Source organism: Arsenophonus endosymbiont of Aleurodicus floccissimus (assembly GCF_900343025.1).
Lineage (GTDB): Bacteria > Pseudomonadota > Gammaproteobacteria > Enterobacterales > Enterobacteriaceae > Arsenophonus.
This window is the reverse complement of the sequence record NZ_OUND01000007.1, coordinates 36,471-48,873: the sequence shown is the minus strand read 5'-3', so window position 1 is coordinate 48,873 and position 12,403 is coordinate 36,471. Positions and strand designations below refer to the sequence as shown.

At 45.1% G+C, this 12,403-nt stretch carries 26 protein-coding genes and 2 pseudogenes; 27 read left to right on the top strand and 1 reads right to left on the bottom strand.

The genetic code is table 11. The features are described from left to right. The first annotated feature begins 344 nt into the window (after positions 1-344). The 10 genes from ARADI_RS16220 to ARADI_RS16175 all read left to right on the top strand — a co-directional run bounded on the left by ARADI_RS16220 (position 345) and on the right by ARADI_RS16175 (position 3,714). Positions 345-554: a hypothetical protein gene (locus ARADI_RS16220; RefSeq protein WP_182853327.1), complete on the top strand. Its 210-nt coding sequence runs from the start codon at positions 345-347 to the stop codon at positions 552-554. Beyond that, entirely contained in the window at positions 521-994 is a 474-nt protein-coding gene (locus tag ARADI_RS16215) for a TrbI/VirB10 family protein (protein WP_182853311.1), read from the top strand. Before ARADI_RS16220 ends, ARADI_RS16215 begins: the two co-directional genes overlap by 34 nt. After that, positions 954-1,271, top strand: coding sequence for a hypothetical protein (locus ARADI_RS16210; RefSeq protein ID WP_119712648.1), 318 nt, complete (start codon positions 954-956; stop codon positions 1,269-1,271). Before ARADI_RS16215 ends, ARADI_RS16210 begins: the two co-directional genes overlap by 41 nt. Continuing rightward, entirely contained in the window at positions 1,268-1,489 is a 222-nt protein-coding gene (locus ARADI_RS16205) for a hypothetical protein (RefSeq protein WP_119712647.1), read from the top strand. The genes ARADI_RS16210 and ARADI_RS16205 overlap by 4 nt, the downstream gene beginning before the upstream one ends. 212 nt (positions 1,490-1,701) lie before the next feature. Continuing rightward, entirely contained in the window at positions 1,702-2,013 is a 312-nt protein-coding gene (locus ARADI_RS16200; RefSeq protein ID WP_119712646.1) for a hypothetical protein, read from the top strand. Next, a complete protein-coding gene (locus ARADI_RS16195; protein WP_147392437.1) occupies positions 2,007-2,333 on the top strand; it encodes a hypothetical protein in 327 nt (108 codons plus the stop codon). The genes ARADI_RS16200 and ARADI_RS16195 overlap by 7 nt, the downstream gene beginning before the upstream one ends. Positions 2,334-2,364: 31 nt before the next feature. Further along, the gene (locus tag ARADI_RS21415) at positions 2,365-2,538 is read left to right on the top strand and encodes a TraV family lipoprotein (protein WP_369407061.1); all 174 of its coding nucleotides are present in this window, start codon (positions 2,365-2,367) and stop codon (positions 2,536-2,538) included. Next, entirely contained in the window at positions 2,538-3,173 is a 636-nt protein-coding gene (locus ARADI_RS16185) for a TraC family protein (RefSeq protein WP_119712699.1), read from the top strand. Before ARADI_RS21415 ends, ARADI_RS16185 begins: the two co-directional genes overlap by 1 nt. Beyond that, positions 3,166-3,417, top strand: a complete 252-nt coding sequence (locus ARADI_RS16180) for a hypothetical protein (protein WP_119712698.1) — start codon at positions 3,166-3,168, stop codon at positions 3,415-3,417. Before ARADI_RS16185 ends, ARADI_RS16180 begins: the two co-directional genes overlap by 8 nt. A 6-nt stretch (positions 3,418-3,423) precedes the next feature. Continuing rightward, positions 3,424-3,714, top strand: coding sequence for a TraC family protein (locus ARADI_RS16175; protein ID WP_500782805.1), 291 nt, complete (start codon positions 3,424-3,426; stop codon positions 3,712-3,714). 24 nt (positions 3,715-3,738) lie between these two features. Here the strand turns inward: ARADI_RS16175 and ARADI_RS16170 are convergent, their stop codons facing one another. Then, positions 3,739-3,930, bottom strand: coding sequence for a hypothetical protein (locus tag ARADI_RS16170; RefSeq protein WP_147392436.1), 192 nt, complete (start codon positions 3,928-3,930; stop codon positions 3,739-3,741). Here ARADI_RS16170 and ARADI_RS16165 point away from each other — a divergent pair. The 17 genes and pseudogenes from ARADI_RS16165 (at position 3,907) to ARADI_RS16090 (ending at position 12,401) form a co-directional block, all read left to right on the top strand. Further along, the gene (locus ARADI_RS16165; RefSeq protein ID WP_147392435.1) at positions 3,907-4,248 is read left to right on the top strand and encodes a TraG/VirB4 family ATPase; all 342 of its coding nucleotides are present in this window, start codon (positions 3,907-3,909) and stop codon (positions 4,246-4,248) included. The genes ARADI_RS16170 and ARADI_RS16165 overlap by 24 nt on opposite strands. After that, entirely contained in the window at positions 4,241-4,534 is a 294-nt protein-coding gene (locus ARADI_RS16160; protein WP_119712640.1) for a hypothetical protein, read from the top strand. The genes ARADI_RS16165 and ARADI_RS16160 overlap by 8 nt, the downstream gene beginning before the upstream one ends. A gap of 91 nt (positions 4,535-4,625) precedes the next feature. Beyond that, complete coding sequence (locus tag ARADI_RS16155; RefSeq protein WP_119712697.1) at positions 4,626-4,805, top strand: hypothetical protein; 180 nt, start codon at positions 4,626-4,628, stop codon at positions 4,803-4,805. Positions 4,806-4,859: 54 nt separating this feature from the next. Continuing rightward, positions 4,860-5,111, top strand: a complete 252-nt coding sequence (locus ARADI_RS16150) for a hypothetical protein (protein ID WP_119712696.1) — start codon at positions 4,860-4,862, stop codon at positions 5,109-5,111. A gap of 227 nt (positions 5,112-5,338) precedes the next feature. After that, positions 5,339-5,518 carry a hypothetical protein gene (locus tag ARADI_RS16145; protein WP_119712695.1) on the top strand — a complete coding sequence of 60 codons (180 nt, stop codon included), beginning with the start codon at positions 5,339-5,341 and terminating at the stop codon, positions 5,516-5,518. A gap of 50 nt (positions 5,519-5,568) precedes the next feature. After that, the gene (locus ARADI_RS16140) at positions 5,569-6,222 is read left to right on the top strand and encodes a hypothetical protein (protein WP_147392443.1); all 654 of its coding nucleotides are present in this window, start codon (positions 5,569-5,571) and stop codon (positions 6,220-6,222) included. 4 nt (positions 6,223-6,226) lie between these two features. After that, positions 6,227-6,553, top strand: coding sequence for a TrbI F-type domain-containing protein (locus tag ARADI_RS16135; protein ID WP_119712693.1), 327 nt, complete (start codon positions 6,227-6,229; stop codon positions 6,551-6,553). Next, the gene (gene traW, locus ARADI_RS16130; protein WP_119712692.1) at positions 6,546-7,169 is read left to right on the top strand and encodes a type-F conjugative transfer system protein TraW; all 624 of its coding nucleotides are present in this window, start codon (positions 6,546-6,548) and stop codon (positions 7,167-7,169) included. Before ARADI_RS16135 ends, traW begins: the two co-directional genes overlap by 8 nt. Positions 7,170-7,279: 110 nt before the next feature. Further along, complete coding sequence (locus ARADI_RS16125; protein WP_119712691.1) at positions 7,280-7,471, top strand: hypothetical protein; 192 nt, start codon at positions 7,280-7,282, stop codon at positions 7,469-7,471. A gap of 49 nt (positions 7,472-7,520) precedes the next feature. Continuing rightward, positions 7,521-8,216, top strand: coding sequence for a thioredoxin domain-containing protein (locus ARADI_RS16120; protein WP_119712690.1), 696 nt, complete (start codon positions 7,521-7,523; stop codon positions 8,214-8,216). 8 nt (positions 8,217-8,224) lie between these two features. After that, positions 8,225-9,226 (top strand): annotated as a pseudogene (traU, locus tag ARADI_RS16115) (conjugal transfer pilus assembly protein TraU). 10 nt (positions 9,227-9,236) lie between these two features. After that, positions 9,237-9,659 (top strand): TrbC family F-type conjugative pilus assembly protein, encoded by a 423-nt coding sequence (locus ARADI_RS16110; RefSeq protein ID WP_119712689.1) that lies wholly within the window; start codon positions 9,237-9,239, stop codon positions 9,657-9,659. A 546-nt stretch (positions 9,660-10,205) separates the two neighbouring features. Then, on the top strand, positions 10,206-10,577 hold the full coding sequence (locus tag ARADI_RS16105; RefSeq protein ID WP_147392442.1) for a hypothetical protein: 372 nt from the start codon (positions 10,206-10,208) through the stop codon (positions 10,575-10,577). Between the two features lie 45 nt (positions 10,578-10,622). Beyond that, positions 10,623-11,126 (top strand): annotated as a pseudogene (gene traN / locus ARADI_RS19135) (conjugal transfer protein TraN); the annotation flags it as partial. A gap of 171 nt (positions 11,127-11,297) precedes the next feature. Next, on the top strand, positions 11,298-11,441 hold the full coding sequence (locus tag ARADI_RS19130) for a hypothetical protein (RefSeq protein WP_238149558.1): 144 nt from the start codon (positions 11,298-11,300) through the stop codon (positions 11,439-11,441). Between the two features lie 230 nt (positions 11,442-11,671). Further along, positions 11,672-11,929, top strand: coding sequence for a hypothetical protein (locus ARADI_RS16095; protein WP_182853326.1), 258 nt, complete (start codon positions 11,672-11,674; stop codon positions 11,927-11,929). After that, positions 11,904-12,401, top strand: a complete 498-nt coding sequence (locus ARADI_RS16090) for a conjugal transfer protein TraG N-terminal domain-containing protein (protein WP_238149557.1) — start codon at positions 11,904-11,906, stop codon at positions 12,399-12,401. The genes ARADI_RS16095 and ARADI_RS16090 overlap by 26 nt, the downstream gene beginning before the upstream one ends. Positions 12,402-12,403: the final 2 nt, after the last annotated feature.

Sequence of the window (12,403 nt, the reverse complement as noted above, 5' to 3'; positions counted from 1 at the left end):
CTGGGTGTGGTGGCGATTTTTACGCTACTTTGGTGGATAAACAGGCAAGCCTCAAGGGTTGAACTAACCGCTGCTGACCCGCACTGCGCAATCAGGTAACTCTACCACTCAGGAGCCGGATTTAACCGGTGCAATTACCAATAATACCTTTGATAACAAGGTGCAAGGTAATGTAGTCACGGATGCGCAGCTAAGCGAAAAAGCGAATCGGCAGACAATGGACGTACTGCTAAAAGAAATTCCAGGGTATCAAGCGCGATTTTGATGCGATTAAAAACGAAAATAGCCAGTTAAAGGCCAATGTCGGTCAACTTCAAGCTGAAATTCAGAATAATAAAAAAGCGATGGAGGGGGAGAGCAGTCCAACACCAGGAGCAAGTCAAGTGAATCATCCCCCTCAAATCGCTATCCTGCCATCAAAAGGTCAGTTGGAAAGTACCCGCTTTACTTCTCCAAAAAAAGAAAACAATGCTTCATCGGGCTTTTATGTACCCCCCCGGGGACGTTTTCAACCGCCATTGTGCTGGAAGGGACGGATGCCAATGCGTCTGTAAAAGGCGAAACCAAAAAAGTCGCCATGCAGTTTAAATTAACCGAACTTGCTCATCTGCCGGGCAACCAAAAGCTCGACAGGTTAACACACTGCTTTGTCACTGCATCGGCCTGGGGAGAAATTTCCAGCGAACGGGCAGAAGTGAGGTTAGAGCGCCTGTCGTGTGTCATTAACAACAAACATATTGACCAGGTGGTTGAAGGGCATGTGGGCTTTTATGGCAAAAACGGCATTAAAGGCATACCGGTGATGCGAAATGGTGCCATGCTCGGGCTGGCCTTTAGCGCAGGCGCATTAGGGGGTTTTGGTAACGCCTTCTCGCAAATTGGCAATACCACCGTTGGCATGGGCGCAACCCATCAGGCCCCTACCCAGGAAATCGCCAGACAGGCGCTCGGTAGTGGGGCGTCGACCGCAGCCAATAAACTGGCATTACATTGAACGTGCCGAGCAATATCATCCGGTTACCCAGATTGGGGCAGACAATCGCGTCGAAGTCGTTTTTCAAAAAGGGTTTAAGGCGGAATTTATTGAAGACCTGGCAGCGAAAAAGGCCGGTGAACTACCCATCCAAATGGTTAAAAACGTCAGCAACAGCGTAAAAACCAACCTTCCGCCGGAGTTGCTCAATCAGTTAGGCAGTGCAACTTCAATGGATTTATCCGATTTTATCACACCAACAAAACCACTGTCAAATAACGGCAGTGCGAAACCATGAACACGTTAGCCATAAAAATCATCGTCGCCATTAATCATGGCGTTGAACACACGTTACAACTGATTAAAAACGGCTTTTTTTACTTACCGGTTATCTTTTTCTGGTTAACGATTGCCTTCTTTTATGTTGGGTCTTTATCAACGGATGATGGCTTTAAATTTAGAGATGAAAGCTATCGATTGAAAGATAAGCGGCGCTTAGGAGCAATAACCGAATAAAGCAGTGGATCAATTTTAATTGATCGTATTTAGATAAAAAGTGGATCAGTTTTCGGTGATCGTTGACATTTACGACTTATCATCCGTCTTTTCTGTCGAAATTAACCCAGGTGAAACCAGTCAAAGAGGAATAAATCCATGAATACGTTAGCGTAGAGACCCATCATTAAACGCCCACCCCTTAATGTGGTGAGAACAAAAAGCGTCGCCTTTTGCCAGTTGAGCCGAATGCGTCAATCGTTAAAAAAACCGCCCTGCATGGCTTGCAACTGATAATGAATGTCAGCCTTTATTTCTCCGTGACGTTTGTCTGGCTCACGCTTGCTTTTGCATTAAGCGGAAATTTGTCAATAAGTTATCCGTTTGAACCGGAAGCAATATACTTAACTATTGATAAAGCCATTGACCTGTTCACTCCCGTTTTTCGTCTGTCACTCGCCATCACACTGATGCTTTGTATGTTGCGACTGGCTCTCGGGATTTTTCAAAAAAAACCTAACAAGAAGACGTCAACATCATGTTGAGGTATCGCGTATGGCTTATCAGTAGCGTAATATTGCTCTCCGGTTGCGCGGGGATAAATAGTGAGGTTGAATTTGGTAAACCGGCCAAAGATTCCGGTTACTGGATGAGTGAGGCGGATGCGATGACCGATACCGCCAGCCACTCAACGGCGCAATATAAAGGGGAGGTCGTCAAGTCCGCTACAGGATTGAATCTATCGGCTTACCGCTTTATTCAGTTAAGCAATTTGGAACCCGCGGTGACGGTGTTAACCGAGCGACCGCAGAATAGAAACAACCCATTACCATTACCGGCTAAAAATCTGTCTTACGCTGGTTAACGAATCAATCAACTACGCCTTCCAATATGGCGTGTCTTGCAAGCCCTTTGTCTGGGGTGAAATCAGTGCGCCATCACGGCAAGTGGAGCGCATTACGCGCGCCTGGATTGCACCTTATGTGTCACCGGATGAGGTCGTCCATGCCGGTGAAGTGGTTTATTTCCTGACGACACCGGCTAGCTGGGCAAATGTGGAGAAGGTGTGATGCTAAAACACGTCAATCCACTGAAAATCATTGAACTGGTGGCCAATGCTTTAATAGAAAAAGACACCACCCGTGAAACGATGAAAAAGCTCGAGTCGATGGATTATCCGCATTTACACGACTTATTACCCTATCGGGATTATGACAGCGACCATCAACTTTTCATTCACCAGCACTCACAGGGATTTTTACTGGAAGCGCAGCCCTTAATAGGCGAAAATGAAAAGCTGGTCGAATCATTAGAAGAACTGGTTAAGAACAATTTACCGCGCGATATTCTGCTGCAGGTGATTTTGCTGTCCAGTCAAACGGTGTATGAGAAATTAACCACCGGATTGCGTGATTTTAGCTGGCAAGGCAATCGTGCCGATGAATGCAATCAAATTACGCAGGGTTTTTATCTGGATGCTGCGCGTAATCAGTTTGCTAATCCGCAAAATCTGCCGTTGACGCTGAGAGATTATCATCTGTATTTTGCCTTCTGCCAGCCATGCAAGCGAGTCACTGAAAGTGAAATCATTAAAGTGCGTGAAATTCGGCGTAATCTATTAAGTGCGCTCAATGCGTCCGATATCCACGCTGACAATGCGTCAATCACCCGCTTTTTTTTTGCAGATGATGCGGAAAATGATTAACCAGGATACGGAAAGATTAAAACCGTATTCATCAGAGTGGATAGAAGACAAAGACATTAATCAGCAGATTGTGCAGAACAACACCCGCTACTGGTTTAAGTCTGGGTATGTGGAAATCACTGGCCGAAATGAAGAAGACAAACCGTTTTCCACCCGTGCCATTCATTTTAATCTCGACAGTAATCCCAGAGAGCACTATCTCTGGCAAAAAGGCAACATCATTTCTAATTTACTCAATCCGTAAAACGGCATCCGTTGCCCATTTGTGATGAGCTTTATTATTCAAACCGAAGACCAGTCGCGTAGTCAGGCTGACGCCAATAAGCAGTTTCTGGATTTAGAACGTAAAGTCGCCTCCTCTTACGCCAAATATATCGCATCAACCAAACGCCAGCACGCGGAATGGAAACACTTGCGCGAAGGCTTGCTGTTCACCGCGACGTCATTGTCCGGTTATTACTTCGGCGTCACCCTCTTTTGTTGTGATGATGAAGAAGTGGCTAAAGAAGCTGAGCGCACCAAAAAAGTGTTTGCCATGTAGGGGCTTAATATGGTGAGAGCAGATTTAATGCAGATGCGGAACTTCTTGGGTCACCTGCCCTTTGCGGTAGGCGATAACTCGAAGCTCTGGAAAGACTTTTAAAAAATCGGTGTGATTCAGCGGGCGGAATCTTTTCAGGCGGTCAATCTCATGCCAATTATCGCCGATAACAAACTCAGTCAGGTAGGGATTGTGTTCCCGAGTTACCGCCATCAACTGGCGTTTCTGGATATTTTTGATGGCAGTTTGCCAAATACTAATTTCAACTGGTTTGCATCCGGTACCGCAGGGGCGGGGAAATCGGTGCTGGCACAAACGATTGCCAGACAGGTGCTAGACAGTGACGGGTATTTGTCCATCTTTGATATAGGCGATAGTTACAAAACCTTTTGCCAGAGTGTCGGTGGCACTTACATTAACGGGGAAACCTTGCGCTTTAATCCGTTTACCAATATCACCGATATCACCTTGAGCGCTGAGCGCATTCGTGACCAGTTGTGCATTCTGGCCAGTCCCAAATGGATTGATGGATGAAGTGCATGAATCGTTGATACTGGACGCTATCACCGAATCCTGGCCTGACAAAAAACAAGATATGCGCATTGATGATGTCATTAATTATCTAAAAAAACATCGCGGTAAAATTAAGGCCGCTAGCCGTATCACCGGTCGCATTGATGAAATTCTGGTATTGTTGAATAAATATACTACCAAAGGAATATACGGCAAATACTTTAACAGCAGTGATCCAACCTTAAAGTCTGATATGCGCTTTGTGGTCACTGAGCTGGGTGGCTTAAAAGCGAATCGTGTTTGTTAATGGTGGTGTTATTTACGCTCATGCTCTGGTCAGAAAACCTGATGTACAACATGCCGCGTAGCTTACGCAAGATGAACATCATTGATGAAGGTTGGAAACTGCTGGATGCCGAAAGCCACAAAGTCAGGGCTTTATTGAGGAAGGTTACTGTACCGCCCGTAAACATAATGGTTCATTTGGTACCTTAACCCAAGGTATCCATGATAAAAACCTGAGTACCGCGTCACTAGCATGTTATGACAATAGCAGCTTTAAATTCACCATGATGTAAGACGTAAAAGCGTTTACCACCTTCCATAAAGAAGAGCCTGCGATTTTTAACGAGATGGAGTGGGCGTTAATTCAAAAATTCCCCCCTGCCAGTCTTGCCGGATTTAGTGCCGTGCATTTAAGCGTTGGCGGTTATAGCAGCTTTCATCGATTGATGCTCGACCCGTTAAGCAATGAACTGTTTTCCTCCCGCGGTGATGACTTTACCTATCGGGAAAAACGCCTGAAAGAAGGCGCGAACATCAATGACATTATTTTTGAAATGGCGCAACAGAAAGACCCTGCGTTATTGGCTAAATTGAAGTAGGTGAAACTGTGAGAGGGGAGGAGGGGGGATTGGACATCATAATCATCACTGCGTTGATAATCATTGCATTGTTGTGTGTGTTTCTCAAGTCACATCCGCAGTCAAGGTAGCGATGGATAATTTACAGGATACTAATCGTTGCGCTCACCACTGAATTTTTCATGATTTCAACAAGTATTCGGGATATTACCCAAACATGCCATGGGATAGGGCTTTAGGAAACAACTGTGGGGTTCTATGCCGGAACCGCCGAAATTTTCGTGACGCATAATTTTGGCGTTCGGCGGCCTGTACGTATGACCGCCGTTAACCTGACAGCAGCTAAGCCCGCCATTCAAGTACGAAAAATAGCTGGCCGCAACGTCTCATATAACGGGACGAATAAATTCTCATTGATGGCACCATAATCGTACACGTCAGCACATTGAAATATGATCAAAAAGCCGCCTGATTCCTGATGCCGGAAATTTCGGCGGTTCCGGCGTACAACCCCAACTGTAATCACCTTAACCGATTAATTTTTTTGGAGAACCCAAAAATGAAAAGAATAATCTCATTACTCACAGGATTAACGAAAACGCATGCAATAAGTAAAGCGATCAACTTCACTTTCGCTTCGTTTTTCATTCTGTTGGTGTCTTGTTTTTATACCCTTGGGGTAGGGGCAGGCGGGATATCGTTCAACGCCGTCACCCAACTAATAAAACAAAACCCTAACCTTGAAATCCTGGCGCTTTTTTGGGGGATGACCCAGACACTCTGGATTTTAGGGATTTTTTGTTTGGGTTTGGCAATCGTTGAGTATTTCAGCCAAAAAACAACCCAACCTCGATGGGTCAACGCAGTGTTAAAGCCAAACACCTATTTAAAGTGGATGGTAGAAATGCTGTATTGGTCAGCAATAATTTTGCTGATGGTGGGATTCACTGCTCACAATCTCGGACTGGATGTCAGTCAAATTCAGCTGTTCGCCGTTAACGCGAATCTGCCGGCGCCGCTGATATTTTTTCTTTCTTTAGGTCATGCGGCATTAGTGTCTTCAGGTTTGCTTGCCCTATTAGGCGTAATGGATAACTTGCCTGCACTGAAAAAGCCCGTCAAAAAGGCCTAGTCGCATGAAAACGACTTCCATCATAAAATTTATTGCGAGTAGCCTGTTAATTGCGCTGCTGTTTATTTCCGCACAATACTGGCTTTTTCCGCCGCCAAACATTGTCACTTTTGATATGAAGAAGACCACTGATCGCTTTTTGGTACAGGTTAGTAAACTGGACTTAATGGAGGCGCAAAAAGACCAACTCATTGCAAAATACAACAACACTCTGAAGGCTGTTTTAGAAAAAGAAGCTAAAGGTAACACGTTAATATTGGTGAGCGGGGCAGTGGATAAAACAGCTGATATCCAGCAACAAATTGTAGAGGCGATGAAAAATCATGAATAAGTGGCTGCCTTGTGTCGGAATTTTGATGAGTTTTAGTGCGGTCAGTCTAGCCTCTGAAATCGGCACGTTTGGTGATGTATGGGGGATAGCCGAACAAAATCTCCTTACCGTGATAGAGAAGCAGGTTGAAAGTGCCTTTTTAGGCAATGAGGAGAAAATTCACTATGAATGGCGTGAACGGGGAACAAAAAATGCCGAACGACCTGAGCCTGTTCACCGACTCACCAAAGCGTTAAAAAATACCACCCGGACGTTTGATCCCAGTTTCACCGTCACTAAAGATATTCGTGACCACAATGGCATCGTCTTTGCGCGCAAAGGACAGAAGGTAAGCCCCTTTGATATCACGCCGTTTAATGAAACGCTTTATTTTATTGATGGCGATGATGAAAAGCAGCTTGTCTGGGCCGCTGCGCAAAAAACCACGACCGCCATCCATAAAATCATTTTGGTGAACGAGAATATAAAAACAACGGCGGAGACCTTAAATCAGCGGATCTACTTTGACCAGGGTGGCGTTTTAGTTAACCGGTTTGGCATTGAGAAATTACCCAGCGTGGTCGATAAAATGCCAAATGAATCATTATTACGCATAACTGAGGTGGCGGTAAAATGAGTTAGTTTGAAGATTTAGACGTTAATCCCGAAAAACCCGATCATCACCGTATTTATCTTTATCCTCACAGCGGGACGCTTGAGCAGAAAATATGGAAAGAGCTGAGAGTGATGATGAATGTCGGTATTCCTGATATGCGTATTTGTTTATGCCATTACCCAGACCCAGAAATTGAACATTTTGACGTTTTAATTGAATTCAGTCATCAAGTAGCCTCTGAATTTTCGCCTGACGACGAAGTTTACGTCTTTAATGAAACAAAACTGATGCCGACATTGGTGATGAATTATTTAATCGGCTGATGAGCTTAAGAAAAGGCACCGAAATCAGAATACAAAAACAGGAGATTTTATGAAAAGCCGTATCACAGTGGGTTTATTATTGAGCGCATTACTGTTGCCGGCTGCGGTATTAGCCGAAATAACACATTGTACGCCAAAATATACCGAGGGCGACACGATTATTGCATTAGGTTGTAAAGTGCTGATCGCGGAAGAGATCCAAAAAAGCGCCATTGAAGATATCAGTACGAATTATGGTGGCATGCATCCGGTCATTAATGCAAAAGGAAGCGTCACGCTTGTCGCGGTTTACGATTATGCGTGTGCCGACTGTAAAAAAATGGCACCGAAGTTGTTAACGCTGGCAAAAAACCACCCCGATATTCGCGTGATATTTCGAAATACACAAGGTGAATTACCGAATGCCCAATTAGCGTCTCAGGCTGAAATAAAAGTCTGGATATTGCAGGGAGAGAAGGCATTTATGCACTATTTTAGCCAGCTGTTTAAGGGGCAATCCGTAAAAGAAGCAATGTTTGGCGTAGGGACTGCGTTTGCTGGCACGAAAGATGAGCTTTTGGGTTGGGATGTCACCAGCGACAAGATAGCCAGGCAAACCAAATACTTTTTGGAAGTGTTAAATATAAAAACCACACTCGCTTTCATTGTCACTGCCACTAAAAATCCAGACGTGAACAACACCGCGATGTTAACCGGTGTGGTCGATGAAAAAACGGTATTAGCCGCCGTCCAAAAAGCGAAGTGAGGCGCATAATGAAAACGCGACGCTTGCACTTATTGCTCGCTTTTTTGCTGCTTAACCCGATGCTAGCAAAAGCATCATTGTGTGAGGGTCGTTGGGTCAATCCTATTACCGATATCTGCTAGCGCTATCTGTTTCCAATCAGCCTTGGTGATATTAGTTTAAATAGCAGTAGCCTGCCGGATACGCGCAATCCTTCCTCGCCGATTCAGCTATGTCCTGCGTCACCGCCGTTATTTCAGCGCCCAGGGATTGCGATAGGTTTCTGGGAGCCGTTTGCCATGACCGGTGTTACCCGCGCGCCGATTGTACATGGTCAATATGGGTCAATATAGGCGGTTTCACCATTCCGATTGGGCAGATTAGCATAGGAAAAGGCACCAAAGTCGCCAATGAAAACCCAGGCTGGATGTACTACGTTCACTGGTATAAATATCCCTTGATTAGCTGGCTCAATATCTTGACCACCATTGGCTGTATGCAAGGCGGTGAATATGACATTGGCTATCTCTCTGAGCTTGACCCGATGTAGATGGACGACAATCTGGCGCTTTTTACCAATCCAGAGGCGCTACTTTTTGGCAACGGCATTGCCTATTTAGCCTGTGCCGCCGATGCGATTGCCAGTGAAGCCCGCTTACCACTGGATGCGCTCTTTTGGTGCGCTGGTTCACATGGCTCAATGTATCCATTCACAGGGACGATTTATTCCGAAAGCAGTGGCATTAATAGTGCGTTATTACTCACCGAGCGCATGAATTTTAAATTACATCGCCAGGGCATGATTTGGGGCACGATAGGGGAAAATAAAGCCGTATGTCAGGAATACCCGACCGTGATTATACCAAAAAGCCGTTATCGCTATCAGATGGTCAATCCGGTGCCGGATGCTAGTCAGTGTCATCCCACCAGTCGCAGTGTGATTAGCTGGCAAACCGGTAAAGAAATGCCCAATACCAAAAAAAAACTACGGCTATCTGGTGTGGAAAAAACGCAACTGTGTGCTGCTTTAGGAGAATAACGATGCCAAAAATCGCATTATTTTCACTTTTGATATTAATCACTTCAATCGCCACACAGGCAGAGGAAGGGATACCGTTAGAAGGTATTACACAAGAAACTGCCTATTTTTTATCCTCCAGCATCCCCGAAAAAACGTTAGTGCCACTATTAAAATCGGCACAGGCAAAAGGAATTACGGTATATTTTAATGGCCTGATTGACAACAGTATGGAAAAAACCGCACGCTACTTACTCAATCTGATTGAAAAATATCAGGTAGCAGGCATCCGGGTTGATCCGCTGCGCTTTGACTATTATGGTATTATCCAGGCGCCTGCGCTGGTTAAACGTTGTGGTAAGGATTTTGATATCGTGTATGGCTCAATGGCGCTGGATGAAGGATTAACGCAGATTAATCGTCATGGAGCGTGCCGCAATGAATAAACACTGACCGTGCCGCTCTTTATGTTTGCGATATCGGCTTTTACCAACGATATGGATAGTGCCCGCGAAAGAAGGTTATGACCTTGCCGAATAAACACAAAAGCAAGCAGAGTCTACCCTTAAGGATTTTTAGCCACAAAAGGAACTAACCAATTTTACCGCTAACCCGAATGAGGCCGATTTTTATCAAGATTCATCGAAAATAGGTAATGCTGCCAATCAGTCCCTTAATGAAAGTGAATTAGGCAAACTCGCCCGTGAAACCTATATCAACAATCCCAAGGATAAAATCGACTGGCAATCGAATATGGTGAAAAACAGCCAGACGATATAGGAAAATGCAGAAGGCATCACCGCAGTCAGCACAGTAAAAAAATTAGCCAGTCAAGCTTTAAAGGGCATGTTTGCGAGCGGGGAAAAACCATTGTCAGTACCTGTGCCAATACGGCCAGCGTTGAATGGACAAGTGAAACGCAAAGCAGAACTATCCCACGGGAATATCAATTGCAAAATTTACCGTTCCATAAGGAAGGGAGTCGGATTGTGGTGGTTATCACGCCGGATAGTGAGGGGACGATAGAAAAAGTAACTTATGCTCACCCAGGTTGCCATCGTTGCTATGGCGGTGTGGAAGTTTCAGGGCTTGGTGGTGATTTCTTTTATTGGATCGGCTCAAGACAGACGCTGAGTGGAGAACTGAATATAACTGACCGAAAATTTAGTCAAAGTCGACCCATCCGATTCTCACACAACGATCGAGACAGTGCGAAAAGATATCGCTTTAATAGCCCCGCCAAATTAACGTTGCACTTTACCGTAAAAGTCAATGAAGCAATCTGGCATCCAAAAGTCGTTTGGACAGCGAACTGCCTCGTGGATAAAGCGAATGCCGTCAAAGCCAAAGCCTGGTGCAGTTAAAAAGGAGAAACTCGTTATGTCGTTAAAGATGGTAAACGTTATCCTGTCACACTCCCTTACTGGCAACAATCCGAACAGTGGGTCGTCTCTGAAAACGATGATAATACTTGTGGTCGTTGGGAAAAAGACCCCAATTGCAGTGAAGGGTCGCGCCAGTGTTTGCAGAAAATCGGCAATTTATGCGTTAAAGAATCGGTGAAGTTCCAGTGTCAGCAAACCACTCATGGAGAAGGTTTTCTTTGTGGCGGTAAATTCTACTGCTCAGACGGCAAATGTGCCGCTATTGCCGCCGGTAAAAACAATGATTTTGGTGAAGCGGTATCGCAATTAACCGCACTAGCCAAAGCCGGTAAAGACATCGGTGTGGATGGCCAAAATATCAGTACGTTTACCGGTAAACCGATGGCGTGCCGTAAAACGGCGATTGGCTTTAGTAATTGTTGTAAAAGTACAGGTTGGGGGCAAGATATTGGCCTTGCCAGTTGTGACAGTGAAGAAAAAGCCATTGGTAAAGCCAAAGAGAAAGGCTTGGTGGTCGATGTGGGTTGAATTTTGCGCCGAAGACGTGTTAGGGGTGTGCTTGCGAAAAAACACAGCTATTGTATGTTTGATAGTAGTAAGCTCGCGCAGATTGTCTAATCACAAGGTCGGGGTGGTCAGCTTGGTGTAAGATTTGGTAGTGCGAAGCATCCTGATTGTCGCGGACTGACGATTGATGAGTTGCAACGGGTAAGATTTGATACGCTCGATTTCACTAAGTTTTATGATGAGCTTAATAGCAAAACAACATTACCGGATAGCAAAAAGCTCACTGAGAAAATCAGCCAGCAGATTAAGAATGAATTACAGGGGCGGCAACCATGAAGCACCTTTTGTTAAGTAGCTTGCTGTTATCGGCGGTAGTTACAGCAAAGCCCGACGATGGCTATCACTATTCCCCTGCGGTCGGCTGGCACTGGTATAACGAGCCTGAACCACAGTAGGAATCGCTGGAAGCTCAGTCATCACGGCAAAAACCGCCCTCAGCGGTGGAAACCATGCAAAAAATCAAAGCGCTGCTTAATCTAGATACCACTGGAACCGGCAGAACGCTGATGTTTTATGCGTGTAAACTCTTTCCAGGACGACACGATGCCTCGGTGGTATTACCGCATATGCTGGAAGGGAGCTATAACTACTTCGTGAAAGCAAGCCAATCTGCAGCCGATATCTTAAAACAGAACATCATGATAGCGGGCTTAAGAAAAGGTTTTAACGCCTATGCCGCGGCCATGAATGACCCTGCAGGGGTTAAATCTCATTACCACGGAACAATCGCTAGCCAAAATGCGTTTATCCCATCAGGCCAGTGAAACATTACTACAACTCAATATGGTGTTGATGCTGTTGTGTATTTCGCTCTTCCCGATTATGGCATTAGCGCTTTTTGTAAGAAAAATAACGTACAAGGTGATAATTAATTATCTGAACATCATGGGTAATCTAATGTTATGGCCGGTGATGTTTGCCATATTTAATCACATTTATAATTTTATGATGGCCATGACCTTTAGTGGGGAAAATGTCGCCTTCTCGAATCTGGACAGATTGACTCAAACAGGGAGTACCACCGCAGGGATCGCGGGCTGGATGATGATGTCGATTCCGTTTTTGAGTTTTAAACTCTTCACCTCACTGGGTCAACAGATTGCCAGTGCCGGCTCCTATCTAGGTAATGCCCTGGCAGGGGAAACGACCGCCGATGCATCAGCGGTAGCCAGTGGCAATTACAACATGGCCAATATATGCAGGTCGAGAATATCAATGGCTTTAAGACCGATTTAAAC

Bases quoted from the DNA above. Each gene is read 5' to 3' on its own strand.
- ARADI_RS16195 (WP_147392437.1), top strand. From the start codon at position 2,007: ATGTTGAGGTATCGCGTATGGCTTATCAGTAGCGTAATATTGCTCTCC.
- ARADI_RS16090 (WP_238149557.1), top strand. From the start codon at position 11,904: ATGCGTTTATCCCATCAGGCCAGTGAAACATTACTACAACTCAATATG.
- ARADI_RS16095 (WP_182853326.1), top strand. From the start codon at position 11,672: ATGTTTTATGCGTGTAAACTCTTTCCAGGACGACACGATGCCTCGGTG.
- ARADI_RS16180 (WP_119712698.1), top strand. From the start codon at position 3,166: ATGATTAACCAGGATACGGAAAGATTAAAACCGTATTCATCAGAGTGG.
- ARADI_RS16125 (WP_119712691.1), top strand. From the start codon at position 7,280: ATGATGAATGTCGGTATTCCTGATATGCGTATTTGTTTATGCCATTAC.
- ARADI_RS16220 (WP_182853327.1), top strand. From the start codon at position 345: ATGGAGGGGGAGAGCAGTCCAACACCAGGAGCAAGTCAAGTGAATCAT.
- ARADI_RS16120 (WP_119712690.1), top strand. From the start codon at position 7,521: ATGAAAAGCCGTATCACAGTGGGTTTATTATTGAGCGCATTACTGTTG.
- ARADI_RS16185 (WP_119712699.1), top strand. From the start codon at position 2,538: ATGCTAAAACACGTCAATCCACTGAAAATCATTGAACTGGTGGCCAAT.
- ARADI_RS16205 (WP_119712647.1), top strand. From the start codon at position 1,268: ATGAACACGTTAGCCATAAAAATCATCGTCGCCATTAATCATGGCGTT.
- ARADI_RS16150 (WP_119712696.1), top strand. From the start codon at position 4,860: ATGGAGTGGGCGTTAATTCAAAAATTCCCCCCTGCCAGTCTTGCCGGA.
- ARADI_RS16160 (WP_119712640.1), top strand. From the start codon at position 4,241: ATGGATGAAGTGCATGAATCGTTGATACTGGACGCTATCACCGAATCC.
- ARADI_RS16140 (WP_147392443.1), top strand. From the start codon at position 5,569: ATGCCGGAAATTTCGGCGGTTCCGGCGTACAACCCCAACTGTAATCAC.
- ARADI_RS16135 (WP_119712693.1), top strand. From the start codon at position 6,227: ATGAAAACGACTTCCATCATAAAATTTATTGCGAGTAGCCTGTTAATT.
- traW (WP_119712692.1), top strand. From the start codon at position 6,546: ATGAATAAGTGGCTGCCTTGTGTCGGAATTTTGATGAGTTTTAGTGCG.
- ARADI_RS16110 (WP_119712689.1), top strand. From the start codon at position 9,237: ATGCCAAAAATCGCATTATTTTCACTTTTGATATTAATCACTTCAATC.